The sequence below is a fragment of the Mesorhizobium sp. WSM4842 genome (assembly GCF_055901575.1).
This window is the reverse complement of the sequence record NZ_CM148372.1, coordinates 5,762,517-5,788,621: the sequence shown is the minus strand read 5'-3', so window position 1 is coordinate 5,788,621 and position 26,105 is coordinate 5,762,517. Positions and strand designations below refer to the sequence as shown.

The window sequence follows — 26,105 nt, the reverse complement described above, 5'->3', positions numbered from 1 at the left end:
ATTTCGGCGATAAACCAGTTCGTACCTTGTTTTTCCCTGTGCAATTGCCAACCATGGAAATGGATTGATTCGGAGCTTGTCTATGCGTGGACTGCAGGTGGCCCTGGCTGCGGTGATCTTGAGCACTTCAGTCAGTTCTGGACTCGCCGATGACAATTCTCCCTTTATCTATTTTGCGACCCAAGATCCTTTCACAGAAGGTCTGCCGACGAAGAATGATGTCTATGTCTTTGGTGGCGTGTTTGCGAGCGGGGCCTTCGGGGATACGATCAATATTTTTGGTGCCGACTACACGGACAACTATATAATCGGGGCCGCATACGGTCGCGATCTCGTCGATATAGGCGCTGGTTTCGTTCTTGGTGGCGTCACCGGCGCAGCCATAAGATTTGGCGAAGACGATGATACATCGGGCGAACTTTGGGTCGGAGCGCGACTTCGCCACCAGGGCCTTGTCATTGGTGATTTGGCGATTGCGCCCGCACTGACCGCTGGATTCAGTGCCGTTACAGGCCCTACCGAGATCGAGCGCGATCGCGAAATCCGCTACGATGGCGATGCATCATTCCTCGGCTTCGTTGGTGCGGAGCTTTCGTTCAGAGTCAGGCAAGCTCCCAATGTCGAACTTGTCTACCAGCTCCACCATAGATCCGGCGCCGATGGTATAATTGGCGATATGAAAGAGGGTTCTAATGCGAACACTCTTGGAATCCGCTATCGCTTCTAATGCTCGCTGCTGTTGGTCTTTTCCCTGCGCCCACGTGCCCCGTATTGGGCTCACAGTGAAGACGGCGACACTTTCGTGATAGGGAAATGGCGACCGTGGCTCCAATATGGGATCACTGCGAGCGAAGCAGCCAGGAGAAGGCGGCCGGCGGCACTTTCGGAGAAGCGGTTCTGCGGCGGTTCGGCATCGGTCTCAATGCCGATCGGCATGATAAACCATTGAAATCTCGGGCGTGCAGGGTCACCCTGTCGCGCCATTTCGCACTCACGCTCTATCCTTCAAAGTGTCGAGCGGCCCTTTCAGCGCAGACCTGGGCTGGATCAACTCTGGAGCAATCAGGAAGGTCTGTGGCGTCGTCGTCGGTTCATCGATCAAGTCGAACGCCTTCGTAATCATCGCCTCAACATTCTGCCGCACCATGATTACCGGGAAGGGCAGGAAGGAGCCGAACGGATCGTAGTCGTAGCAACCGACGACGAGCTCACTAAACATCTCCGCCGGCCGGCCCGCCATGAAACGCAGCAGACCTTCCATATTGATCGACGAATTGATGAACAGCGCGCGCGGCAGCTTGCCATGGCGTTGGTAGAACGCCTCAAAGGCACGCAAAGTTATATCAGGCGAATACCCGGAGGACTGCACACCGTCTTCAGGGTCGACGCCCAGCAGTGCCTTCTTGGTCGCATGGAAAGCGGCGATGCGTTCGCGGCTGGCATGGTCGTTGCGGCCGCCAAACAGAAACAGCTCGTCCGGCCGCAGGGGATCATCATTGCCGAAGCGGCGGATGATTGCTTCCGTCAGCATCCGTGCGCCCCCATAATTGTCGCTGATCACCGAATGCGCCTTCGCTCCCGGCAGGTCGATGTTGACATGCCTCAGCCCCGCCGGTTCGCAGACCTCGTGCACGCCGTCCGGATCGGTGGCGCCGACGATGAAGAGCTGGTCGATTGAATAGGAGATCAGCGTCTCCGCGGTCCGCCGTTCCTCTTCCGGGTCGCGGCTGGCGCTAACCACGACCGGGCATTGGCCGCGGCTGCGCACATGCCCCTCAAACGTCTGCGCCATGGAGGAGAAGTAGCGATTGTCGTGGACGGGCAGCATCAGGCCGACCAGGCCCGATCGCGAGCGTCGCAAGCCTCGCGCCTGCAGATTGGTGGTGTATTGGTGGAGTTCGGCGAGGTCGAGAATTGTTTGCGCCGTACTTTCCTTGATGCGGCGCTTGCGCCAAGTGCCGTTCAGGACGGCACTCACGGTCGACGGCGAACTGCCCGATAGCACGGATAGGTCATAGATCGTCGCCTTCTTCTTGACCCGCTGATCCATCTGGCGCCTCCGGCGCGTCTATTTAGAGCAATATCCCGCTTGACGAGAGCTTCTCGATGCACAATAGTTTCTGCACCATCGATTGTGCAAGCGAAAACCGGTGGATGGCCGATGGGGAAGTGCCCCGTCTCTTTAGGGGAGGTTTCTAACGGCCGCCGTCGTTCGACGGCTCGAGTGTGTTCCCACTAGGAACGTTATGGGAGGAGTACAGATGAAAAAGCTCATGATCGCGGCGCTTGCCGCGACCCTTATGATTGGCGGGTCATTCGCTGCGATGGCACAGCAGGCCGGCAAGGTCGGCGTCGTCGTCAAGATCGGCGGCATTCCGTGGTTCAACGCAATGGAGGCGGGTATCAAGGAGCGCGGCCAGAAGCTCGGGATCGACGCATTCATGGTCGGCCCGACCAGCGCTGATCCAGCACTGCAAGTTCGCGCCATCGAGGATCTGATCGCGCAGGGCGTCAAGGTCATCGGCGTCGTGCCGAATGATGCGAAAGTGCTTGAACCAGTCCTGCAGAAGGCCAAGGACGCCGGCATCATCGTCATCACGCATGAATCGCCTGGCCAGAAGGGCGCCGACTGGGACTTCGAACTCGCGTCCGCGACCGGCTTCGGCGAGGCTCATGCCAAGCTCCTGGCGGAGAAGATGGGCGGCAAGGGTGAGTACGCAGTGTTCGTCGGCTCGCTGACGGTGCCGCTGCACAATGCCTGGGCCGATGCGGCAATCGAATATCTGAAGAAGAACAACCCGGACATGAAGCTTGTCGGCGAACGTTATGGCGTCGCCGAGGATGTAGACAAGAGCCGCAGCACTGCGCTTGACCTGATTTCCGCAAATCCAGGCTTGAAGGGTTTCCTCGCCTTCGGCAGCCAAGGTCCGATCGGCGCTGGCCGCGCAATCGAAGAGCGCCGGAAGGTGGGCGAAATTTTCGTGCTCGGACCATTCTCGCCAGGCCAGGGCCGGAAGCTCATCAAAAGCGACGCGATCTCCGGCGGCTTCATGTGGAATCCGAAGCAGGCGGGCGAGGTTTTCGTCACGCTGGCTGACCATCTCATGAAGGGCAACGAGATCAAGGACGGCGATACGATCGAAGGGCTAGGGACAGTCAAGCCGGACTTCGAAAACCGTAACATCATCGTCGATCAGCTGGTCCCCATCAACAAGGACACTGTCGACGATCTCGCGGCGATGGGCCTGTAAGGCCTCAAGCTAATGGCAGCCGGGCCGGCGTCGAGCCGGCCTGGCTGCAGGATTGCAAATGCGATTGGATCCAGGTTTCAACTCGATGGCTGATCAGGCACTCGATGGCGCCGCATCACGGCCGCTGCTGTCGCTCCGCAACGTCAATATGACGTTCGGCGGCGTGAAGGCGCTGAAGAATGTCAGCTTTGAGGTGCTGCCGGGCGAGGTGCATTGCCTGGCCGGCGAGAACGGCTCCGGCAAGAGCACGCTGATCAAGGTCATTACGGGCGTGTACAAGCCCGAGGCGGGCGCCGTGATCGTCTATGATGGCCAGAGCTACTCCCATATGTCGCCGGTTACGGCGCAGGCCGGCGGAATTCAGGTCATCTGGCAGGACCTCGCCCTGTTTCCCGAGATGACTGTCGCCGAGAATATCGCGTTCCAGACCGTCATCGGCCGCTGGCCGCGGCTGGTGAACTATGCCGAGATGCGCCGTGTGGCGATCAACGCCTTGCAACGTCTTGGTGTTACCCTCGATGTCGATCTAGCACTCCACCACTTTCCCATCGCACAGCGGCAGATCGTAGCAATCGCGCGCGCCCTCGTCGGCGAGGCGAAGCTCGTCTTCATGGACGAGCCGACGGCGTCGCTCACCCAATCCGAAACCGACTATCTGCTGGACATTGTGCGCAATCTGTCGGCGTCGGGCGTCGCCGTTGTGTTCGTCAGTCATCGCCTGGCCGAGGTTCTTGAAATCTCCAGCCGCGTGACGGTGTTGCGCGACGGCGCTTTGGTCGGCGTCTATCCGACCAAAGGCCTGACCCAATCGCGCATCACTGAGTTGATGACAGGCAAGACCTTCGACTATTCCGTCCTGCACCGCGATTTAACCACGAGCCCGGTCATGCTTGAGGTTAAGGGGCTGTCGCGGCCCGGCGAATTCGAGGACGTGTCCTTGACCGTCCGGCGCGGCGAGACGCTCGGCATCACCGGGTTGCTTGGGGCAGGGCGCACCGAACTGGCGCTGACATTGTTTGGCATGCGCAAGCCGAAATCGGGCTCTGTCGTCCTGGACGGCAAACCCGTTCATTTCGGTTCCAACCGTGACGCGATCGCCGCCGGCGTCGCCTATCTTTCGGAAGACCGGCTGTCGCTCGGTCTCATTCAGCCCCAGGCCATCGCCGACAACATGGTCATCGCCTCGCTGGACAAGATCCTTACGGGCGGTTTCATTTCGAGCGATCGCAAGCAATCTCTGGTCAATCGCTGGATAAGGGATCTTGGCGTCAGGATCGGAAAGCAGGACGACGCGATCTCGACCCTGTCAGGGGGAAATCAGCAACGTGTCGCCATTGCAAAATGGCTGGCGACCGACCCGAAGCTGCTTATCCTCGACGCACCGACGGTCGGCGTCGATGTCGGCGCGCGCGCCGGCATTTTCGACATCGTTTCCAAGCTGGCGGACAGCGGCCTGGCCATTATCCTGATCTCGGACGAGGTGCCTGAAGTCTATTTCAACGCGGACCGTGTGCTGCACATGGCTCAGGGGCGCATTGTCGGCGAATTTACGCCGGGCGCTACGACCCTCCAGGCGATCGAGGAGGCGGTCTATGCGTAGGTTTGTCCGCTCCCACGCAACGGAACTGGCTTTGCTCGCCGTTATCGCCGTCATCTGCGTCTTCCTTTCGTTCGCGACGGACCGGTTCTTCACCCTCGGCAACGCGTTTGACCTTCTGAACACCAGCTCGGTCAACATCATCTTCGCCGTCGGCCTGCTCGTCGTGCTGATTGCCGGCGGCATTGACATCTCCTTCGCGGTTGCCGCCTCCGTTGTGCAATATATGGCGGCGACCGTCCTTGGCTGGATCGGCGGCGGGAACTGGATTATCGGCCTCATCATCGCTGGCGCCTTGGGCGTCGCGTTGGGCTGCATCAACGCCTTCCTGATCCACAGGTTCAGGATCATCTCGATCGTCGCCACGATTTCGACTTTCAACATTTTCTTCGGCTTGCTGATGTTCTTCACAGGCGGCGTGTCGATTTACAATCTGCCGGACTGGCTCACCACCCGCGTCGTGCTGTTCGAGCGAGAGATGGCTGACGGCAGCTGGGCGGAGATCACCCTGCCAGTGCTCATTATGGCCATATGCGTCTTCGCGACCTGGGTGTTGATCACGCGCACCACCACTGGTCGCCAGCTCTACGCATTTGGCGACAACCCGGAGGGCGCGCGCCGCTTCGGCATCAATATCGGCGCCATGCAATTTATCGCCTTCGGCTGGCTTGGCCTGATGGCGGGTATCGCCGGTCTCGTCCAAGCGCATTACGCGCAGGAGGTTGTGCCGAATGCCCTTTATGGGCGCGAACTCGACGTCCTGGCAGCCGTAGTTCTTGGCGGTGCGCGGCTCGGCGGCGGCAAGGGCAGCGTGCTCGGCTGCATTCTGGGCGTTCTGTTGGTCTCGATTACCCAGAACGGACTTAATTTGATGGGTGTGTCGCCTTTCGCGTTCAAGATGATCGTTGGCGCCATCATTCTTGCCGCAATCACCCTGTCGAACACCAGCATCGAACGCCTGCTGCCGTTCCTGAAAAGTCGACGGGTGCCTTCATGACGGTTTTGATTGAACGCGTCCGCAATGCGCTCGGCCCCGAACTTGCAGGTCCGTTTGCCGCGTTCGTGGCGGTCATGGTCGTGTTCGGCTTTGCCGCGCCGAACTTCCTTTCCCGTGCTACCTTTGGATCGGTCGCCTTCCAGCTGCCGGAGCTCGGCCTCCTCACACTCGCCATGCTGCTGCCGATCCTGACCGGCGGCCTGAACCTGGCCATCACCTTCACGGCCAACATGGCCGGCCTGACGCTGGCTTGGGTACTGCAAAGCCAGGGAGGCGTCGACGCTGGCATCGGCGCCTTCGTCCTTGGCTCGGTCCTTGCCATCGCGGTCGGCGCACTGAGCGGGCTGATCATGGGGCTCGTCATCGCCTACACCAAGGCTCACCCGATCCTGGTCTCGCTGTCGATGATGATCTTCCTGCGCGGTCTCGGCGAATTCCTGACGCGCGGCGGCGACGTGTCCGGCATTCCCGGCTTCCTGGCGCCGATCGGCTACGGTTCGATTTTTGGCATCCCGGTGCCGTTGCTCATCTTCATCGCTTGCGTGCTGATCTGGCACGTCTTGCTGACGCGCATGAAGCTAGGCTTCAACACCTACATGATAGGCTCCAATATCGAGGCCACGCGCTATTCCGGTATCAATACGCGCAAGGTGCAGGTTCTCGTCTACACATTGTCCGGCGCCATGTGCGCGGTCGCCGGCATCATCATGCTGGCGCGCTTCAATTCGGTGCGTGTCGGCCACGGCGAGTCTTACCTGCTGATCACCGTGCTTGCCTGCTTCCTTGGCGGGGTCAATCCGTTCGGCGGCTTCGGTCGGGTGATCCCGGTCTTCGTTGCGCTGGTCGTGCTCCAGCTTCTGTCCTCGGGACTCAATCTGATGGGCGCAAACCAGCATCTTGCGACGGCGGTCTGGGGCATCCTGATGATCACGGTGATGATCCTGCGCTGGCTTGCCGGGCACATCAAATTCCTAAACACAAACAGAGGATGAGTTAGATGCATGGTTTTGGGGTCCACACCTCGATGTGGACGATGAACTGGGACCGGGCCGGCGCGGAGAAGGCGATCGCGGCTTCGGTCAAATACGGGATGGACTTTATCGAGATTGCGCTTCTGAACGCGCCGGCGGTCGATGCCGCGCACACGCGCGCCTTGCTCGAAAAGCACAATCTTCCTGCCGTTTGCTCGCTTGGCCTGCCGGAGCGCGCCTGGGCCTCGGTGCGGCCGGATGCTGCCATCGAACATCTCGAAGTGGCGATCGACAAGACAGCCGAGATGGGCGCGCTGGCGCTTTCCGGCGTGATTTTTGGCGGTATCGGCGAACGCACCGGCCTGCCACCCACCGAAAAGGAATACGACAATATCGCCCATGTGCTGACCGTCGCCGCCAAGCACGCCAAGAAGCGCGGCATAGAGCTCGGAATCGAGGCGGTGAACCGCTACGAGAACCATTTGATCAATACCGGCGCGCAGGCCGTCTGGATGGTCGAGAAAGTCGGGGCCGACAACATCTTTGTTCATCTCGACACCTACCATATGAACATCGAGGAGAAGGGGGCCGCCAACGGCATTCTGGCCGCCCGCGATCACCTGAAGTACATCCACTTGTCTGAAAGCGATCGCGGCACACCAGGCACCGGAAACTGCCCCTGGGACGAGATTTACGCGACGCTGGCGGCGATCGGTTTCAAAGGCGGACTTGCCATGGAAAGCTTCATCAACATGCCGCCGGAAGTCTCCTACGGCCTCTCGGTCTGGCGGCCGGTTGCGAAGGACGAGGCCGAAGTGATGGGCAATGGCTTGCCGTTCCTGCGCAACAAGGCTCGCCAATACGGTCTGATCTGACACGATGGATGACGGGCAGAAGGCGGACGGCGCAAGGATCGCCGTCTTCGACGTCGGCAAGACCAACATAAAGCTCTCCGCGATGACGCTCGACGGCGTGCTTGTGGAGAGCCTCTCTATCCACAACGAAGTGCGGCCCGGTCCGCCTTGGCGGCAGCACGATCTCAACGGCATCAGCGACTGGCTGTTCGGCTCGCTCGCCACTTTGTGCCGTCGTCATCCGCTGGAAAAGGTGGCCGGCACCGGACATGGCTCCGCGGGAGTTCTGGTGAACGCAGATCCCGACGAGACGTCCGCCCTGCCGATGATTGACTACGAGCAAGATCTGCCGCCCGCAATTCGCGATGGCTACGCGCCGCTTTCGGGCGATTTCTTCGATCGCGGCAGCTCGATCATGCTGAAGGCCGCCCACCAGGCGCGCCAGCTTTACTGGATGCAGCAGGTTGATCCGGAGCGCGTCGCTCAGGCTCGCTGGTATCTGGGCTTGCCTCAATATTGGGCCTGGCGGCTGTCAGGCGTGCCATCGGCCGAAACGACGATCCTCTCGGCGCAGTCACATCTATGGAACAATGTGCGCAAGCAGTGGGCGCCCATTGTGGCGGGGCAGGGGTGGCAGCGCCTCATGCCACCATTCCATCCGGCCTGGGAGAGGTTGGGGCCAATCCGGCACGATCTGGCGCGCCGCCACGGCATACCGGAAAAGCTGTCAGTCCTGACCGGTGGCCACGACAGCAGCCTGAACCTCTACCGCTACCAGGCGGCAGGCATGCGCGACGCCTGCGTGATCTCTACCGGAACCTGGATTGTCGGAATGTGCGCGGCGACACCTCTCGACCAACTCGATGAAAATCGCGGAATGGTGCTGAACAGCGACGTGACAGGACGCCCGGTCGGCGGCGTTTTGACCATGGGCGGACGTGAGTTCAGTCATGTGGCAGGGCAGGGGCAAGATGGAAATGCAGCCGACGCTGCGCTGGTCAGTTTGCTGATTGAGCGCGGCACCTTCGCATTGCCGTCGTTCGGCGACGATGACGGCCTGTTTCCAGGCAGCGCCGGGCGCGGCCGGTTTGAAGGGCTGCCTGCAGAAACCCCAGCAGAGCGCAAGGCGCTCGCGGTGCTCTATGCCGCGCTGCTGACTGTGGAATGTATCGATGCGCTGAACGAAAACGGGCTGGTTGCATTGGATGGCACGTTCCTGCGAGACCCGCTCTACGCCACACTAGTTGCCGCGCTGCGGCCAAACGCCGAAACGGTCTACAACCTCGACTCCTATGGCACCGCTTCGGGTGCGGCGCTACTTGGCGAACACGAAACTCGTGACACGCCGACTCCGATCGCGCTCAGCCCGCCAGCCGCCTTTGCCGGCGATCATGAGGCGCTCGCAGCCTATGCACAGCGGTGGCGCGAACTGATCAAGCGAAACAACTTGCAACAGGGCAAGACCAGCAAAAGGAACGATCGATGACTGATGACAGCGCTCTGCGCCGCGAAATGGTGGATGTTTGCCGCCGGATGAACTCCAGCGGTATCAACCAGGGCAATGCCGGCAACCTGTCGGTGCGCTCCAGCGACGGTTTCCTGATCACGCCCTCGTCGCTGCCCTACGAAACGATGACGCCCGAAGACATCGTCGAGATGGACTTCGACGGTACCTATGTCGGCCGACGGCCCTCCTCGGAGTGGCGCTTCCACCGTGACATTTTGAGAGAGCGGCAGGAGATCAACGTCGTACTGCATTGTCACTCGCTCTACGCCACGACGCTGGCCTGCCATCATAAGACGATCCCGAGCTTCCATTATATGACAGGCGTGGCGGGCGGTACGACCATCCGCTGCGCGGGCTACGCGACCTTTGGCACGCAGGCCTTGTCCGATAACGCCTTGGTTGCACTCAAGGGTCGCCTCGCCTGCCTGCTCGGCCAGCACGGCCAGATTTCGCTCGGCAAGACCATGGAAGCGGCGTTGTGGCTGGCGAACGAGGTCGAAACCCTGTCGCGCATGTATGTCCAGGCGCTTACCCTTGGCGAGCCGCCGGTCCTTTCCGACGAGGAGATGGCGCGGGTGATCGAGCAGATGAAGAAGATGAGCTATGGCCAAGCGCCGGATCCGGAGGGAACGAACGATTTGGCGCGGCCGCGCGACGCTGCGGTCTAGCGCTGCTGCGGCAGATTTTAGTGGAGAGAGGTCTGTTTTTCCCTCGACTGTGGCAGGTTACGGCAAACGTTGAATCAAATCGTTCAGCAAAAGCAGCAACGCGCCGGCGACCACAGCTGCAGCCGCGTCGTCCAGCATGATGCCGACCCCACCCCTTACTTTCTCATGCACGACGCCGATGGGCCAAGGCTTGACGACGTCGAAAAACCGGAAAGCAAGGAAACCTGCTGCCCACCAGACCGGGTCGAGCGGCAGCATGGAAAGCGTTGCGGCGGTGCCGAAGGTCTCGTCAATGACGACGATCTGCGGATCCTCCGTCCCGGTACGGGAGATGACATGCGACGACGCCCATACTCCCACGGCGAATACGGCCATGTAGGCAAGCACGATCAGCCAAGGCGATGCAGGTATCAGGACCGCGGCAAGAGCCACTCCGACGCCCGCGCCGACCGTGCCCGGCCATACCGGAGATAATCCTGCGCCGGCAGAGGTCGCGAGCAGGTAAGCAAACTTGGGCAGAAATTTACGCATGGAGTTTCGGACGGCTTCCCCGTGAATTGCGAATACGCGTTATAACGAAATTTTCCGTTTCGCCGCCAGCTTGGCAGCCTCTGGCTACCTTAATCCATTGGCCGCATTCGCCAAAGAAACCCTGCTGGCTTGAACTGGGAAAGACGTCTGAGCCGGTCTCGGCCCGCGTTGACCAACTCGAACGGTGCCGATGGGCTGGAACGAACCCGCAATTTGCCGGTTAAGCTCCGCGCAACGACATCATCAGAGGAGCCGAGTAATCATGATCGCCGGTCTCATGAAACGTCGTATCGACCCGCTATGGGAGCATGCCGCTTCTCCGCTGGTCGGGATCGGCATGACCCCGAACCAGGTAACATCAGGCGGGCTAGTGCTCGTCGCCCTGTCGTCGGCCGCCTATGTGTACCACCAGTCAAGCCTTGCCTTTGGCCTTTGCCTCGCGTTTGCCTTCACCTTCGACGCGCTGGACGGCGCGGTTGCCCGTCGTAGACATATGAGCACCAAGGCCGGTGGTTATTTCGACGCCATGGCCGACCGTTATCAGGAACTTGCCGTTTTCGCGGCAATAGGCTGGGTCGCCGATCTGTGGGCGATCGCAATGATCGCATTCGCCGGCGGGATCCTCACCAGCTACGCCAAGGCGCGGACGGCGATCGAAATCCCTATAGAAAACCACGCGTGGCCGGATTTCTTCGAACGGATGGAACGCCTTGTGTTCATTTGCGTGCTGCTAGTCGCCGACGGATTGGCGACCGCCAACGGCGCCGCTTCGCCCTGGATTCTGACGGGCGGGTTCGCGCTTTACGCACTGCTGGCAAACGCCACAGCTGTGCAACGGATCAATCGCGCATTTGCGATGCTCAAAGGAGCGGACGCGAAGCAGCCGTGAGCCCGCGAGAACCCATACTGGCTTTGGGCGGCGGAAAACGCGAGGCGCTGTCGCGGGCACAGTCGGATAAAAACAATCCTCGCGCGGCCTGCGTCATCTCTGGCCATAGCGAAGTTGCTGACCCTGTGGGGCCAGATGTCCGCACCGTCGTTAGACCGTTTCGAGCCGGCTGAACCGAACCGGGATGAGTTTGCGAGTCTTCAGTTGCCCTGCCGAATTCTTGTCGATGACCGTCAGCAACTGCACTTCCTCAGGTCCGACAGGCAGAACCAGGCGTCCCCCCGGCTTGAGCTGATCAAGTAAAGCCGGCGGCGCCCGCCCAGCCGCAACGGTGACCAGGATCTTGTCGAATGGGGCGTGCTCGGGCCAGCCGCGAGACCCGTCCCCGACACGAATGCTGACATTGGATAGACCGAGGCCCTGCAGGAGAGTCTCGGCGTGGCTTGCGAATTCCTCGATGATTTCGACGCTCCAAACGTGCCCGGCGAGTTCCGCGAGGATTGCGGTTTGGTATCCCAGCCCGGTGCCGATCTCGAGCACCGCCTCGTGCGGTTGGGGAGCAAGGAGATCAGTCATGAGAGCGACGATGAACGGCTGCGAGACGGTTTTATCGAAGCCGATCGGCAGCGGCATGTCCTGGTAGGCATAAGGCGCAACCGAGGCTGGCACGAAGAGATGCCGCGGCACTCGCCGCATCGCAGCCATCACGCGCTCATCGAGCGCCGCCTTGCCGAGTTCTTCGCTTGCAAGGTCGGTATGGATTGCAATCATCTCGACCATGTGCCTGCGTAGCACTGCGAGATGCTCTTCGTTCATTGGCTTCATGACCGTCGGGCTTTCTTCAACCAGGCTTGCTGCCAGATAGGCTTATATCCTGTTCGTCACAGCAACGCCCGGCATCGTTTCCAGTTGCGGGTGGCCCACGGCGACCGGAGGTAAATTTGGCGTTGCATCTTGATAGATATCGTCGGCGGCCCCGGAGATCCGGTGCCATGTCGCCATAACGGTATGTCCTGGATCGCGCTGATTGAACGATGAACGGCTGAATCGCGTGCATGCGTGGGCAGCCGGCGATCTCGACCGGGGCGTTGTCGTTGTAGTAGTGGACGCATGTTTCACCGATGCTGCGACTGCTGCATGGCTTCGGCAGCGGAATGCCGCGACGGGCGGTTCGGGAGGTTCCTCACTCACCTACACAATCGGAGTTCCTAAATATCCAGCAAAGTCTGGAGGCCGCTACTTTTATCGCTTCCAGGAGCGCTGAGTGGAACTCGCCGGGGGCCTCTGCCTTGCCGCGCGGCCGCCGTGGTTGAATCCTAATCAGCTAAAGTAGTGAAATCTGATGGAACTACCGGCCCTGATGTGCCATTTTACCACGTCGTGAGAGAAGACGAAGGCAAATGAGCCAGCACAATGCCACTGTGATAGGCGTCGTGGTGCCCATGTTCAATGCCGAGAGAACCATTCTCCCGACGCTGACCAGCATCTGCCAGCAGAGCCACCAGGCGCTGGACATTGTCGTAGTGGATGATGGGTCGACGGACCGGTCCGCGTCAATCGTGGCCGCCTATGCCGAGCAAGATCGGCGTATACGCCTTTTCAGGCAGCCGAACGCGGGTGTTGCGCACGCACGCAACAGCGGCGCCGCTGCCACCGATGCGGAGTTTCTAGCGTTCGTGGATGCGGATGATCTTTGGGCTCCATCCAAAATCGCACTGCAACTGCGCGTCCTGCAGGAAGGAGGCTCGTCAGTTGGCCTGGCATATTGCTGGTTTGCGGAGATCGACGAGGACGGTCGGATATTTTCATTCAAACAGCCCGATGCCGATGGTCGCGTGCTGCAACGCATGTGCAGAAACAACTTTGTCGGTAACGGAAGTTCGATGCTTGTACGTCGCTCCGCATTCGAGCGGGCAGGACAGTTTGATCCTTCCCTGAGGGCGAGGAACGCACAAGGCTGCGAAGATCTCCTAATGTGCCTCAGAATAGCGGAGAATTACGAGTTTCGTGTCGTGCCACAACATCTTGTGGGGTACCGGAGGACGATCGGCAACATGTCGAGCGATGTCATGCAGATGTTTCGTTCGTATGAAATTGTCCTAGCCGAGTTTCGCGAGAAATATCCGCAATTTGGGAGCGATCTCAATGCCCATCTGCTTGACACGATCAATGCGCTTGCCGTGAGGGCTTTGATTCAAGGGCGGCCTTCCGCAGCCTGGTATCTGTCGAAGAAGCTCTTTGTCCTGGAGCCGCGCACGGCTATTTCACGTCTGCCTCACACGGTCGACGTCTGCTGCCGGGGGCTGGTTCCTCGCTGGATCAAAGTTCGAGTGAAACGGATGCGAAACGCCGAGTCTCGGCCTCTTTATGAAAAGATTTATCTGGAGAGGTGAGCGCGTCCCTGTTCGGACGTACCGAGCCGGAGCTGTTGAAGCTAGATGCTTGATGCCAGGCTTTGGCGGCGCACGCGGCAATCACGTCACTGCCCGGACCCTGAGCGGCCACCAGAACGATCTTGGCCGGACCCCCATTTCCCTAGGACACGCGCAACTACGCGCCGCCTCTATACAATATTTATTTAATTGTTTAATTCGCGACCGCCGCTCCTGGTGGGGCCTCCAGCGTAATTGTGATGGTGTCACCCGGAGCAAGCAGAGTATCTTCAGTCGCCTCGGTCGTCGCTGCCTGTCCGTCAGTGGAGCGGGTTACACCGATCGTAATTCGGTCCCCTTCGCCTACAAGGTCGCTACGCATCTGCATCACGTAGGCGATTTGTTTGGTCAATGAATCCATCTCAGCGCGCATTTGCGTCATCGCCGCGCGTTCAGCCTGCAAGTTAGCCAACAGGTCAATTCGACCCTGGTCGATAAGCTTATCAAGACTGCGCTGCAAATCCCCTTGGTCGCGTTCAAGTCGAGCGATCTCAGCGTTGGTTTGCAAAGCGCGGGTCGCTGACAAGAGCACTGCGCGTTGAGCATTGTTGACGCTAGTGATCGGGATCAGACCTTTTTCGAAGAGCTTCTTGAGGCGAACAAGTTCCGTCGCATCTGCGGCTGCGCCCGCTTGATCCGCCTTCTGCTGCTCCTTCAGATAGCCCATTCGTTCCGCCATCTTGGTTGCGGCCAACTTAATTGAAGCGCGCTCTTTCTCCTGATCCGCATAGACAGCTTCAAGATGCTTCCCCTCCTGCTGCAAAGCTTCGTCGCGACGAGGTTGGAGGCTCGGGTCACGTTCTGCGTCCGGAAGCTCAATCACTCTGGCGCCGCTCAGCTGCGCCTCTATGCGAGCAGCCTTGATTTCGCTTTCCTGGTACTTGATGCGCACAATGTGGAGGCGGCCGCCAAGGTCCGCTGCTGTCATTTCAGGGTTTTGAAGTCCACCGCGACCGTAGCCGCCGCCAGTCGCCACAGCTTGTCGGACAGTCATTCCTGGTCTGAAGGTCTGAGTCCCAGGAGAGGCAATGTCCCCGTCAATATAGACGGGTCGGTATTCCTCAATATCAACTACAATCTGATCCGGATAAAAACCAGTCCAAGTCTCAGTGCCGTCGGTGGATCGTTGCGGAAGGGATTTTGGCTTTAAAACCTCAATTACCTCCTTGCGAACATCATCTATTGTCTTCCCGAGAACGTTTAGCGGGCCTAGGACCGGCAACACGATTACACCGCTTTGGTCGATCACAGCTCGCTTTTGCATCTCGGGATAGCCTATGACAGCGAAGCCGATCACGTCGCCAGTCTGCAGACGGTACTCGCCGACATTGTGCTCCTCTGCTAGGGCAAGGCCATTCGACGGAATCGCGTATGCAAACAACAAAAACATGCATGCGAGCGCAGCGCAGCTGCCTGCCCGCATCCAGCGCACCGATCTATTCAGCATTCACTTTCACCCCGCAATGCTTGAGCCTGACATCGACGCAGACCTTTCTCACAACGCCATTCCTTTGAGGCGAATTTACGCTCTGAACAACGGCAACAAGGCAGACGATATTCCGAGATCGCGCCACTCTGATCGTCATCCGGCTGGAAGAATACAACTATCCGGCGGCCACCGCGATCGCGGCGATCATGGTTTTGCTATCGTTCGCCATGCTCCTGGTCGTCAATCTGGTGCAGTCGCGGAGCCGCAAACGCTATGGCTGACGTCATCATCGTATCGCCGATCGGAAGCGACACCGCCGGCCAGCGAGCGGCCGGTCGCGCGCTACCTGCTGATGGCAGTCGCGTTCGTCTTCCTGGTGGCCTGAGCGGCATTGGCCGCCTGAGGCGCGGCCGCCATGCCCGCCGCTCCGCTAAACACGGAAGCTGTGCGGCGGACATACCAACGTCGAAGCCATCCCATTTTGCTCAGCTTGGCGCACACAACTCGACGCAGCCTCTGCCTAATCCAGATCGCATGGCATGGCCGGTCCGTGTGGGCAAACCTCTCTTGGCTGCCGAACGGGAGTTGGTCGCCTGGAAGCAAGCGTCCTGGCACAGGTTGGGGCGTATTTATTCGCACCTGCTAATATATTGGTCGCTCTGACCCGTTCCGGTATGTTATGATGGTTAACGCGCTGAGGACTGGATAGCCGAGGAGCGCATCACGCGGCTGCGAGTGGGACGGCGATGTCCTTTTTGCCTTTTTTGCGAGGCCTTATCACAGTACTGTTGGCATTCGCCATCAGTACATATTTGCTCACCGCCTCCCTCTGGAGCACGTTTGTCCAAACGTTAATTTGTGGGATCTTGATACAGATCGGGTACTTTGTTGTTGTCATGCTGCTAGTGTGGCGCTCGGTCTCCAAAAAATCGGTGACTCCGAAATCACACATCGCGCGATGAGCCGAAAGGGAGCAACTGCCGAGCCACTTAGTAAGTGAGGCGGGCCCCCCTCCGCCTTTATAGGCTTTGGCTGCTAGAGCAGGGCGATCACCAAGATGACACCCCACACTACGAAACAAAATGTGCCTGCAGCCTGTCTCATTCGGGCAGCGGAGAGGCTTTCCGCGAGGCGCCAGATGCGCGCAGGACCCTTGAGGTGATCGTTATCGCGCGTCTGTGATCGACGAGCCATTCCTGTTTCCCGCAGGACAGGCTCAACCGGAGCCCGGAATCTCTTGCTCAGATGTTTTGCCATTTGGCAATACGACTCGATTTCTTCCTTCAGTTGGAGCTTACGACATGCAGCGGTATTGCGGCAGTCGGAGCATGGGCCGCGTGAGGTTTCGTTTATTGCATCGAGATTGGGAGTTGCGCCTTTAGCGAAGAGCGGGCTGATGCCCGCCCCGAGCGGTGCGCCTGCGCTCCGCGGGCGTCGATACTGAATTTGCACATATTTAGTCAGATACTGTAGTATGGTGTTTGTCACTACCAATGCGCTGCCAGTCTCATTCCACGGGTTTGAAGGCTTATGCTCCGCGAAGTTGAAAAGCACCCGGATTCTGCCTTCACATTCGGCGATCCTCAGTGGGGAACGATTGATCTCGAAACACTCGTGGCGGCAGCGCGACGGCAGTTGAGATTCGTCCTTACATGCGCGCTCGCAGGACTTGTGCTGGGGCTGGCGTATGTTTGGGCCGAGGTGCCCTTGTACGAGTCGACGGCCAGAATCCTGATCGATAAGAACCAACCATCCATAGTGACGAAGTTAACAGAGAGCGGAAGCTCCGCACAGCTTGACCCGATGATGCTGAGTCAGGTCGAATTGTTGCTTTCCGACCGCATCGGGCTAAAGGTCGTTGACAGCCTCGGACTTGCTACCGATCGCTCTTTCTTGTCGGCGCCATATTCATTGCTCAACAGTCTCACAGGATCGGTCGCTCGGTGGCCATTCATCGACAGTTCCGAAGCAAGCGGAGCGCCGGTGAAATCGAGTGCCGCGCGAGGACCCGATCCTCGATGGCAGGCATTTGGCATTCTGGCTGAGAATATAACGGTAGCTCGTGTAGGGCTTTCTTACATTCTGGAAGTCCAATTTCGGTCGCCTAGCGCCGAAATGGCGCAAAAAATAGCCAGTAAGTATGCAGAAATCTATATTTCTGACCAAGTCGGAGCCAAAGACGAGTCGATTATCCGAGCTCGCGGCGCACTGGCGGAAGAACTCGAGACGGTGCGGAAGCGATCGGTCGATGCCGAGCTCGCAATCCACAGGTTTCGAACAGACAATACGCTGACCAAGGAAACGCTGGTTACCTTGCGCCAGCTCGAACTTGAGGCGTCCTCTCTCAAGTCGCAATATGAACAGGTCCTGCAGCAGTACCAAGAGAGCCTGCAGAACCTTTCGATGGCGTTGACGGAGGCGCGGACTATCTCGGAGGCACCAACCCCCGGCAGACCGAGTTATCCGAACAGCAGTCTTACGTTGGCGGTCTGCGTCGTGCTCGCCGGCATGGTTGGCGCCGGTGTGGGCGGAATTCGGGAGTACCGGGAGCGCTTTTTCCGCACGTCGGCTCAAGTGCGCGATGAGCTCGGACTTGAGACGCTCGGAATGATCCCTTTGCTGGACGGGAAGCCAATTCGCCGAAACAAGCACGATCGTGCGGCCGGAGAGCCGTCATTCATCGAGGTGGGGAACAGCGCTTTCAACTGGGTAGAGCAACATCCGCGTTCGGAATTCGCTGAAGCGATGCGAACTGTGAAAGTCGCTGTTGACGTCGAGTTACCAAGGAAGAGCACCAAGGCGCTCGGCATCGTTTCTTGCCTCCCGGGAGAAGGGAAGTCTCTGGTCGCTGCTAATTTAGCGATGGTTCTTGCTATGCAGCGTTGTAAGACGTTGTTGATCGATGCCGATATCCACAATCCGGGCTTGTCCCCTATGTTAGCCAACGGCTGGGAACGAGGCCTGGCCGACTTGTTGGCTGGAGAACTCAATCCGAGAGATTTGCTGGCCCATCAGTCATTGCCATTGAGGTTCCTGCCCGGCGTGAACCAGAGCCAACAAAAGCTCGCAAACACCGTGCAGCCTATCGAGAAAATGGGCGACTTTCTGCTCAAGGTAGGCCCCATGTTCAATTACGTCGTCGTTGATTTGCCCCCGTTGGCTCCAGTCGCGGACGTGAGGTCCCTTGTCCAGCACCTCGACGGCCTTGTTCTGGTTGTTGAATGGGGTGTGACCGCTCGGACATTCGTGCGCGAAATTCTCAACAACAACCCGATCCTGGCGGATAAATGCATCGGCGTTCTGCTCAACAAGGTCGATATCAAAAGAATCAAGCGGTACCAAAAGTTCGGCAGCGCCGAATTTTACAGTGAACGTTATCATCAGTATTACCAGGCCTAGTTGTGGAGCAAGCAGCCCGCCTACAGTATCCCCTCATATCGGCTAAAGGCGAGGCGGGCGGCGTTGGGAGTTCTTGACCCATGATATCTCAGCCTCCGCACGGCATCATCCTGATGACGTACGAATATCATCCATTTCCTGGTGGCATCGGAACATACGCCGGACGGTTGGTCGACATCGTTCGTGCTGGTGGCCACGCTGCGACCGTCATAGCGCCTGCCTATCCTGACCTTCCTGCCGTTCCCCAGGGGCCGGATACCCATCGCATTCTGCGGCATCATCAAATTTCTCCATTCGGGGCGCTGCGGGCGCTTTCTATTCTGCGCAACGTTCCTAAGGACCGGTTGTTTTTGGCCGCCGACATACGCAGTGTACTTGTGACATTTGTGCTACGACCGTTCCATCGCAGAGGGTATCGAGCGATGATTCATGGCAGCGAAGTCAGCAAATTCAGGACCGATTCCATCCTTTTTCGGTTTGTACGCCGCGCCTACGAAGGAGCAGAGGTCGTTTTCGCCAACTCACATGCGACGCTGCGGATATTTTCCGAAAGTTTTGGAATGCCCCGGAAGGGTGTCGTCACGTATCTCGGCGTGGATCCCATGTGGTTTCAGCCAATCCATGGGAATTTTGAACACCCGCAACTTGCAGCTGTACCACAAGCTGCAAGCGTCATTTGCGCAGTCGGACGTATCGAGCCTCGGAAGGGCCAGTTGGAAACTGTCCGGGCTATCGCGAGCGCGCGCGATGAATACGGATTAGACAATCCGATCTTTGTGATGGCTGGACGGGCCGAAGATCAGGCCTATGCCTCAAAGATATTGGATGAAGCGGCACGAGCCCGTGTTCCAGTGATCGCTACCGGTAGGCTGTCCGACGACGACTTAAAGCGCTTATACCGCCGTGCGGCGTGCCACACATTGTTCGCACGAGAGCTACAGGGAAAGATCGAGGGCTTCGGCCTAGTGTTGGTTGAGGCCGGTGCGCAAGGATGTCCTTCGATAGCGACGGCCGTCGGCGGCATACCCGAGGTCATGGGCTCCACTGGTGTGCTGGTGCCCCCGGAGGACGTGAACGCGATGGCCCGCGCGATAGCAACCTATGTGGTCAATGCAGAACTGCGTGAGCGCGACGGTGCTCTTGCCAAATCACGGGCACGCACCTTCGACTGGGCAACCTGTGCAGGCGCGACGTTTCCGGAGCTGAAATGGGGCTGAGCCCGAGGCCAAAGTAGCTGCTCAGCTTTTCGGGAGTCGGGAACCAATGAATATCGCCAAATGATGAAAGGATTGTTGAAGCAACCGCGGAAGTCCGCCCGGTATCGTCATCAACCGGAGAGCTCGGGATCCTTGAGCGATTGTTTGGCGAGAGTTTTATCAAGCTCGGCGAGCTGAACCGATACACGTTCGATCTCGTTGACGCCTTTGTTAACAATGCCGCCGAGCGCGCTCTGCGCGGTATCGCTCTGGGGCGAAAGGCATGGCTCTTCGCCGGATCGCAGCGCCCATGCTCGACGCCACCAGGATCGAATCCGTTGATGAAGTAAAGAATTCGCATGTGATAGTGAAGCGCTCCTATTCTCTTGCACCTCGTATGTATTGTCGCAACTAACTGCCCGATCTTGTATGAAATTCTCCTGCGCTTGTGGTGAGACCCAGTGGTGGGGTCTGGAGACCCTTCAAGTTCTTACCCGCGTTAAGAGAGACTTGGCGACCCCTTTAATGCCTCCCACCAGGGGGCCCATGTTTTGACCGGAGACATCGCGAACAAGTGTTCGGGGATCGCGAACAGTTTGCCATTCTATCGAGAGAAGCCATTGAAGTCGATGGTTTCCATTTTTTGATGTCTGAACCAGGCGCCGAAGACGCCGTCTGTTGCAGCCGGGCCAAGGGCGACAGACTTGCCGATGACAGCCTCGCACAGGCGTATGGAACGGCCGAGGACAGAGCTGCTGAACCGGGGGACGAGATCGCTGTTCCCGGTACTAGCGTTGAGCGCCCCGATATTCGTCGACAATGCTGCTTAATGAGATACTGGTTCCGGTGAGCCTTCCCAGGAAATAGGCTCCATTGCTGCCGTCAATCTTGTGATCCTCTCTGATCATGCCGTCCATGAGCGCGGCCAGCGCGAAGGGAAGACTAAAGACGTCACCAAGCCACCGGCTCCGGGTAAGGCCACGTACGAAATATTTCGCCGCCCAGTAGAGTGACAAGCCGGGTCCACCGAGCGCTCCGCGACTGATCGTTTCGAAATTCCGGAACAGCCATCGATGTCCGAGCTCAGTGAAGCGCGTAAAATCATATGCGCCCTCATGCACTTGCTGCATGAACGGTGTCTCGGCGTAGACGAGACCGCCGGGCTTGAGCACGCGAGATATCTCTGAAACGACCTGTTCCGGGTTAGTCACATGCTCGAGGACCGCCTGAATGCAGACGCCGTCCACCGAGCCGCTGGCAAGCGGAATCTGATGAGCGTCCGCGATGAAATGCGTGTATGCGGACGGGTAGATGTCGAATGCAATCTGTCGAACGGCTTCGGATTCATAAAGGCCATCGGTCCCCGCTCCCTTGGTTGCGGCGCCGATCATGAGCACGAGGGGGCGCTCAATCCCATGGGAGAGAACGTGATCGCGAAAGCTGACAACGTTGCGCGCGCTGAGATTCGCAGTTCCGAAGACCCACCCCTTGGTGATCCTCAGCCAGTTCGGCCGCCTCTTTATGGCTGAGATGCCACTTGCCGTCAGCACATCGGCACGCACGAGACTGCAAGAGAAATCGATCAGTGCCGGCTGACCATGCACAACCGGATACTCGGCAGCTCGCGCGCCAGAGAGCTCTGATTTCGCCTCCGTTATGGTCCTGCCGTCGCGGTACAGAATAATCGCTACGGAAGGATTCCCCGGCTGCCGCATGAGATGCTCGACCTCTCCCCATTCCGCCAGCATCTTTAAGAGCCGTCAGCAAAGTCTTTGCGCAAAGCGCGGTAGAACAATAGCTTGGCTGCACGGCGCACCTGCGGATCCATGCCCCTCGGCAGGGCGCAAAGAAAAAAAAAGTAAACGTACACCCGCCATGACAATGGATCGTGCCACATCGCGCGAATGAGTAAGCGCGCTCCGCGTTTCTTTTCGCCTTGACCCACGCAATCATTGCCGGCCTTTGCGTACAGACGCGCGTTGCGCCGACGCGCGAGGGGCGTAAGCTCCGGCCGTCGCATGATCCATTCTCGCGTGAGGCCTTCGGCTACCGGCAGAAGCGTGTCGAGTCTGCGGGTTATGTTCGAGCCATGGCGCCGTTTATAGACGAGTGCTTCGGCCACATGTTGAAATGTCCAACGCTCGGCTGCGCGCAAACAAAACTCTGTATCCTCTCCAGCCCTGAATGCCTCGTTGAATAACCCGATATCTTCGACCATCTCCCGCCGCATAACCATACTGGAAGGAATAATAGGCCCATCAAGCAGAAAATATTTCGGCAGCGTATCGCATTGGTCCGCGCGATAGCGGCGCACGGTGACGTGTAGAGCATCGGACAGATCCGGAGCGGAAAAATCGACAAAATCACCATAGACAAGACCTGCCTTGCAGCCATTGCCCAAGACGGCTAATTGACGCTCAAGCTTGTCCTCGGCCCAGAAGTCATCGCCGTCGAGAATTGCAATACAATCGCCGGCAGCATGTCTGATGGCAAGATTCCTCGCCGATGAAAGCCCGATACCCGCCGTCGTCAGGACATGTAGGCGCGGCTCCCTGCGACCCAGCGATGCAATCACTTCAGACGAGCCGTCCATCGAGCCATCATTGACAATGATGATCTCTTTGATGTGCCTCGACGCGGTCTGATTAATCACGCTTTCCACTGCCTGCACGATGAAGCGTTCTTCATTGTGGCATGTCATGATAACCGAAACACTCATCTCGTGTTCCCTGGCAAGGGGCTCCCGAGAAATCGAGGATGCCTAATGCTCCTGGGGTGGCTCCTCCGCATCCTGTGTAATGATAGGCAAAGCCCGTGCCGCGTCAATTCAGGCAGGAGCGAGACAAGGATTAGCGTGACGAAAGCTCGTGTGCCGGAGGCTTCTGTTCCAACGTAAAAGGCGCAAGGAACAAGGAGCACGAGGGGCAGAAGCCGTGCCTGGGCCGCTCCGATCAATCCGTGAGAAAGGGCCCAGCTTAGAGTACGGCTTAAGCGAAACCATGCAGCAATCCATATGAGAACATAGAGGCTGAGCCCAATGATGCCGTTCTCGGTGAGGATACGTTGAAACTCGCCATGTATCCCCAGCCGCAACTCGTCAGGAAGTCCGCTGAAATCCGTATCGATAATATTCTTGAATTGGTTCGTACCCACGCCCATCAGTGGATGTTCGGAGATGAGTTGTCTGGACAGAGTGAAAGCAAACGCGCGCTGGACATTGCTCGGGGTGTCTCCAGGGGCATATTTCCCCGTCGCGACCAGATATTCGTATTGCCCCATGCTCAGCGGATCGAGAATGGTCTGCATTTGCTTCTCGACATAGGCGTTATCCATCGTGGTCGACAGCACGAAAAGTGCCACGAAGCCGGCGGCGATCGCCGGTACCATCGCAGCGAGCCGTCCGCGCATCAGAAGCGCAGCGGTCAGAAAGAGATAGATCAAAAACGCCTTGCGTTCCCCGGATAGCACGAGCAGGGGAAGTATCCCTGCCCATGCAAACCAAAGGCCGCGCCGCTTGCCCCGTTTGGCGAAGAGGAGGAGCCCCGCGAGCGCAATTGGAAGGAAGGTGAATACGAGCCTTGGGTCGGCCAAGTGCTTCCAGCCGACCGAGTAGCCATGAGCGACATGCCAGGTGATCGTATAGGCGAGAATCAGCACCATGCCGAAAAGCAAGATGTTGACGGCCTTCTGCGTCTCGAGCCATCTAGCCTCCTGTGCGATGGCGAACGCAAAGGCGCCCACAGTGGACATCTGCAACAGCTCGCGCAGGCCGTTCTCTGCGTCCACGCTGAAGGCCGAAACCATGTGCCAGCCCAGGAAGGGCAGGAGCAGTAGAAAACCGGCTGAAAAAGCCAAATTTCGCCAACGCCCCGTCGCCATGCCAATCACGAGCATCAGCAATGCGATCAGCTCGAACGGACGCAGCAATACAAGACCCGTCTCGAGCCTGATTGGCAGGAAGAGGCTCAGTATCGCGAATGTGAGGAGATAACGCATCACAGCCCCCTCGCGGCGCGATATTCTATTAGCATGTTCTCTTTCCCGGAAACAGAACTTATTGGATGTATCAATGCCAGCCCGCGGAGAAACACTTCACCCTGCTCCAGCCGACGACCTCATCGTTCCGCCCGCTGTGGCAATCGCATATCGAAGAGGTTTCCGCCTGTTGGGAAAGCTCACCCTTTTCGCTTGCGGGGAGGACTGCTAGTGGCAGGGCTCGTCAGGCAGTCCGACGGAGAGTGATGACGCATCCTGGCGTCGCGCAGTCGATGCGTTCTAGCCGACGGTCTCGCTCTCCGGGGTCCAGGCTTCTGGCTGGTCGAGCACAGAGACCGCGCGAACATGGCAGCGAATCCTATGCCCGACATCCCGCGAGCTGAGCTCATAGCTTGTGCCGGTTTCGCCCACGATCGGAACGCCGTCACGATACCAGAGACACTCTATTTGCGACGCAATCACGTTCGGTACGACGGTCAGCGCTTGGCCTGGTGAAGCCTGGCCCGAGAAAGCCGGCAATGCGCTGAATCCCGGCGGGACCCTAGCCAGATCCTTTTCCGTCTGCCGGACCCTTATATAGTCAATGACCATGTCATACGTCTGCGACGGGTCCGGTTGAGCACGACCCTTTTTTTCATCGTAAGCGAAATCCACCATGATGTATTTTTTCGCTGCGAGTTCCGGCGTCGTTGGAACGCGCGCCACTTCATAACCGTCGATCACGAAATAAGTATAATCATCCTCGATCTGCGCGTACCACGTATGAAATTCGCCATCGTATATGTCGATCGTCCTTGGAAAGCCATTTGATGGATCGACTTGATAGCCGGCGATTTTCCGGTGCACGCCACGTGGCGCGATATGCGGATCCGCATAGCCGAGTCTGGGTTGGTGCACGTGCTGGCTGATGTTGATATAGGCCCCATTGAGACCGTCATATTCCCAAAAATCCGTCTCAAGACGATTGCGCGTCCGCCAGAATAGATGCTCCCTGCCATACGCCCAAAAAGCAGGAAAAAATCCAGGGCGGGGCGCTGCGATCTTCGGCAGTCTGGCGCGGATCTCAAATATCCCCTTTCCCCAACACCGCCCCTGGCCATTGTTGTTCACGGAAGAGAACGCACCTGTTCTCCAACGGCCCTTGTGCAAGAGCCGGAGCGCCAGCGTGTGGCTGGCGGCGTCGTGCACATATGAGGAGGGCGACGCCGAGATCCGCTGGGCATTAGCATCAACACCGACGCCCACCAGATGGGTCGGCGCATACCAGATGCTGCCTTGCGCGCCTTTGGAATCATCGACAACTGTGTTGGAATCGAAGTCATCAAGAAAGACCGTTGTGTAACCGGGGATCGGGGGCGCCGCCTCACCACGATGCGCGTATCGCTCATTCCCGACGGCGGCCCAGGACGCCCACGAGGCTGAATCGAACACATGACGTGCCGGTTTGTCGTTCGCATCCACGGCTGAAGGAGGGCTCTGGCGATAAGGATGATCGTCGGGCAGGGCGGATTGCCGGCCGAGGCGCCACATGCCCCATCCCATCAGCTTGTCGATCTGCGAGTCGTTAAGTTCGCTTTGTCCGATGATGACGCAGTCGATCGCGACATCGGCTCCCATCGGATTGTTCACATCGCCCATGAAGCTCTGCGATTTCATCCGGTTGGGTCCCAATGCATAAATCGTCTGGCCGGCCGTCTTGACCCCGTTCACCACGGCCTGCATCGCGAATCCGCGGCGGTACCCGACCATGACATTCCAGTCGCCAAAATCCGTCGAGCATTGCCCTTCCTCGCTCTTATTCTTGCCGTCATGGAGCTGCGAAACGAAGGTGCCTGCCGAGGGCTTGAAACAGACCCGCGGCTGGCGATGCACCGAGCCACCCTGCGCCCCATTGACGCAAAGAACGGAAACGTTTTTCGCGTCGGCATTGATCGCCGAATTGCATCGGGCGATCACGAGCCACCAGCGGTGAAGATACGGGGCATCGTTATCGACACGCCAAGTCAACGCATGTTTAATGCCCTTCTTGAAGAAGACGCCGCCGCTATTCGGAAGCTTTGTTGGGCGCAGGGAGGGCTCGGCTTGCACCGCAGCCACCGGCTTCATGCCGCCGGATTGCCACGAGGAGACTTCGCCTTCCGCCAGATCCTCTTGAAACCAGGATTTCACAATCATTTCTGGGAACAGACCAGGATGCCAGGAGTGACCTTTCGGCTGCGAGCCTTGCGCCGGACCGGCGGCGCGAGCATTCCGTGCTGGGCGCCCGGATGCCGCCAGCACAAGGGCGGCGCATGCGGCCCTCGCCAGGTCCCGGCGAGAAAGGCGGTTGGTCATTGTCGCGTGCCAACAATTGCTGGTTTCGGGATGAGACTGCGCATGGACACCCGG

The 26,105-nt window shown here is 58.7% G+C and carries 21 protein-coding genes and 2 pseudogenes; 15 read left to right on the top strand and 8 right to left on the bottom strand.

From position 1 onward, the window contains the following. Positions 1-82: 82 nt before the first annotated feature. Positions 83-727, top strand: coding sequence for a hypothetical protein (locus tag AC0NIE_RS28125; protein WP_473484878.1), 645 nt, complete (start codon positions 83-85; stop codon positions 725-727). A 264-nt stretch (positions 728-991) separates the two neighbouring features. Here AC0NIE_RS28125 and AC0NIE_RS28120 read toward each other — a convergent pair whose 3' ends face one another. Further along, positions 992-2,050, bottom strand: coding sequence for a LacI family DNA-binding transcriptional regulator (locus AC0NIE_RS28120; RefSeq protein ID WP_473484880.1), 1,059 nt, complete (start codon positions 2,048-2,050; stop codon positions 992-994). Between the two features lie 211 nt (positions 2,051-2,261). Between AC0NIE_RS28120 and AC0NIE_RS28115 the strand changes: the two genes are divergently transcribed. From AC0NIE_RS28115 to AC0NIE_RS28085, 7 genes are all read left to right on the top strand, one after another. Next, the gene (locus tag AC0NIE_RS28115; protein WP_077381096.1) at positions 2,262-3,251 is read left to right on the top strand and encodes an autoinducer 2 ABC transporter substrate-binding protein; all 990 of its coding nucleotides are present in this window, start codon (positions 2,262-2,264) and stop codon (positions 3,249-3,251) included. A gap of 85 nt (positions 3,252-3,336) precedes the next feature. Beyond that, positions 3,337-4,851, top strand: coding sequence for a sugar ABC transporter ATP-binding protein (locus tag AC0NIE_RS28110; RefSeq protein WP_473484882.1), 1,515 nt, complete (start codon positions 3,337-3,339; stop codon positions 4,849-4,851). Then, positions 4,844-5,845, top strand: coding sequence for an ABC transporter permease (locus tag AC0NIE_RS28105; protein ID WP_473484884.1), 1,002 nt, complete (start codon positions 4,844-4,846; stop codon positions 5,843-5,845). The genes AC0NIE_RS28110 and AC0NIE_RS28105 overlap by 8 nt, the downstream gene beginning before the upstream one ends. Then, complete coding sequence (locus tag AC0NIE_RS28100; protein WP_473484886.1) at positions 5,842-6,837, top strand: ABC transporter permease; 996 nt, start codon at positions 5,842-5,844, stop codon at positions 6,835-6,837. Before AC0NIE_RS28105 ends, AC0NIE_RS28100 begins: the two co-directional genes overlap by 4 nt. A 5-nt stretch (positions 6,838-6,842) precedes the next feature. Next, positions 6,843-7,691 (top strand): sugar phosphate isomerase/epimerase family protein, encoded by an 849-nt coding sequence (locus tag AC0NIE_RS28095; protein ID WP_023799537.1) that lies wholly within the window; start codon positions 6,843-6,845, stop codon positions 7,689-7,691. A 4-nt stretch (positions 7,692-7,695) separates the two neighbouring features. Beyond that, positions 7,696-9,156 (top strand): FGGY family carbohydrate kinase, encoded by a 1,461-nt coding sequence (locus AC0NIE_RS28090; RefSeq protein WP_473484888.1) that lies wholly within the window; start codon positions 7,696-7,698, stop codon positions 9,154-9,156. Then, positions 9,153-9,845 (top strand): class II aldolase/adducin family protein, encoded by a 693-nt coding sequence (locus AC0NIE_RS28085; protein WP_292179337.1) that lies wholly within the window; start codon positions 9,153-9,155, stop codon positions 9,843-9,845. The genes AC0NIE_RS28090 and AC0NIE_RS28085 overlap by 4 nt, the downstream gene beginning before the upstream one ends. A 57-nt stretch (positions 9,846-9,902) precedes the next feature. On the opposite strand, the gene AC0NIE_RS28080 is transcribed toward AC0NIE_RS28085, so the two are convergent. Next, the gene (locus AC0NIE_RS28080) at positions 9,903-10,376 is read right to left on the bottom strand and encodes a phosphatidylglycerophosphatase A family protein (protein WP_192356198.1); all 474 of its coding nucleotides are present in this window, start codon (positions 10,374-10,376) and stop codon (positions 9,903-9,905) included. 262 nt (positions 10,377-10,638) lie between these two features. Here AC0NIE_RS28080 and AC0NIE_RS28075 point away from each other — a divergent pair, with 262 nt between their 5' ends. Continuing rightward, complete coding sequence (locus tag AC0NIE_RS28075; protein ID WP_473484890.1) at positions 10,639-11,265, top strand: CDP-alcohol phosphatidyltransferase family protein; 627 nt, start codon at positions 10,639-10,641, stop codon at positions 11,263-11,265. A gap of 150 nt (positions 11,266-11,415) precedes the next feature. Here AC0NIE_RS28075 and AC0NIE_RS28070 read toward each other — a convergent pair whose 3' ends face one another. Beyond that, the gene (locus tag AC0NIE_RS28070; protein ID WP_123147269.1) at positions 11,416-12,090 is read right to left on the bottom strand and encodes a protein-L-isoaspartate(D-aspartate) O-methyltransferase; all 675 of its coding nucleotides are present in this window, start codon (positions 12,088-12,090) and stop codon (positions 11,416-11,418) included. A gap of 575 nt (positions 12,091-12,665) precedes the next feature. On the opposite strand from AC0NIE_RS28070, the gene AC0NIE_RS28065 reads away from it, so the two are divergent. Continuing rightward, on the top strand, positions 12,666-13,658 hold the full coding sequence (locus tag AC0NIE_RS28065) for a glycosyltransferase family 2 protein (protein ID WP_473484892.1): 993 nt from the start codon (positions 12,666-12,668) through the stop codon (positions 13,656-13,658). A gap of 193 nt (positions 13,659-13,851) precedes the next feature. Here the strand turns inward: AC0NIE_RS28065 and AC0NIE_RS28060 are convergent, their stop codons facing one another. Further along, on the bottom strand, positions 13,852-15,087 hold the full coding sequence (locus tag AC0NIE_RS28060; RefSeq protein ID WP_473485141.1) for a polysaccharide biosynthesis/export family protein: 1,236 nt from the start codon (positions 15,085-15,087) through the stop codon (positions 13,852-13,854). A 168-nt stretch (positions 15,088-15,255) separates the two neighbouring features. On the opposite strand from AC0NIE_RS28060, the pseudogene AC0NIE_RS28055 reads away from it, so the two are divergent. The 5 genes and pseudogenes from AC0NIE_RS28055 to AC0NIE_RS28035 all read left to right on the top strand — a co-directional run. Then, a pseudogene (locus tag AC0NIE_RS28055) lies at positions 15,256-15,407 on the top strand (molybdate ABC transporter permease subunit); the annotation flags it as partial. A gap of 465 nt (positions 15,408-15,872) precedes the next feature. After that, positions 15,873-16,088 carry an exopolysaccharide production repressor protein gene (locus AC0NIE_RS28050; RefSeq protein ID WP_473484894.1) on the top strand — a complete coding sequence of 72 codons (216 nt, stop codon included), beginning with the start codon at positions 15,873-15,875 and terminating at the stop codon, positions 16,086-16,088. Positions 16,089-16,656: 568 nt separating this feature from the next. Beyond that, complete coding sequence (locus tag AC0NIE_RS28045) at positions 16,657-18,525, top strand: Wzz/FepE/Etk N-terminal domain-containing protein (protein ID WP_473484896.1); 1,869 nt, start codon at positions 16,657-16,659, stop codon at positions 18,523-18,525. 80 nt (positions 18,526-18,605) lie between these two features. Beyond that, the gene (locus AC0NIE_RS28040) at positions 18,606-19,742 is read left to right on the top strand and encodes a glycosyltransferase family 4 protein (RefSeq protein ID WP_473484898.1); all 1,137 of its coding nucleotides are present in this window, start codon (positions 18,606-18,608) and stop codon (positions 19,740-19,742) included. A 164-nt stretch (positions 19,743-19,906) separates the two neighbouring features. After that, positions 19,907-20,029: pseudogene (locus AC0NIE_RS28035) on the top strand (IS66 family transposase); the annotation flags it as partial. A 480-nt stretch (positions 20,030-20,509) separates the two neighbouring features. Here AC0NIE_RS28035 and AC0NIE_RS28030 read toward each other — a convergent pair. The 4 genes from AC0NIE_RS28030 to AC0NIE_RS28015 all read right to left on the bottom strand — a co-directional run bounded on the left by AC0NIE_RS28030 (position 20,510) and on the right by AC0NIE_RS28015 (position 26,051). Further along, positions 20,510-21,469, bottom strand: coding sequence for a class I SAM-dependent methyltransferase (locus tag AC0NIE_RS28030; protein WP_473484900.1), 960 nt, complete (start codon positions 21,467-21,469; stop codon positions 20,510-20,512). A 2-nt stretch (positions 21,470-21,471) separates the two neighbouring features. Continuing rightward, on the bottom strand, positions 21,472-22,440 hold the full coding sequence (locus AC0NIE_RS28025; protein ID WP_473484902.1) for a glycosyltransferase family 2 protein: 969 nt from the start codon (positions 22,438-22,440) through the stop codon (positions 21,472-21,474). After that, positions 22,437-23,717 carry an O-antigen ligase family protein gene (locus tag AC0NIE_RS28020; RefSeq protein WP_473484904.1) on the bottom strand — a complete coding sequence of 427 codons (1,281 nt, stop codon included), beginning with the start codon at positions 23,715-23,717 and terminating at the stop codon, positions 22,437-22,439. The genes AC0NIE_RS28025 and AC0NIE_RS28020 overlap by 4 nt, the downstream gene beginning before the upstream one ends. A gap of 279 nt (positions 23,718-23,996) precedes the next feature. Then, positions 23,997-26,051 (bottom strand): hypothetical protein, encoded by a 2,055-nt coding sequence (locus AC0NIE_RS28015; RefSeq protein WP_473484906.1) that lies wholly within the window; start codon positions 26,049-26,051, stop codon positions 23,997-23,999. Positions 26,052-26,105 lie beyond the last annotated feature (54 nt).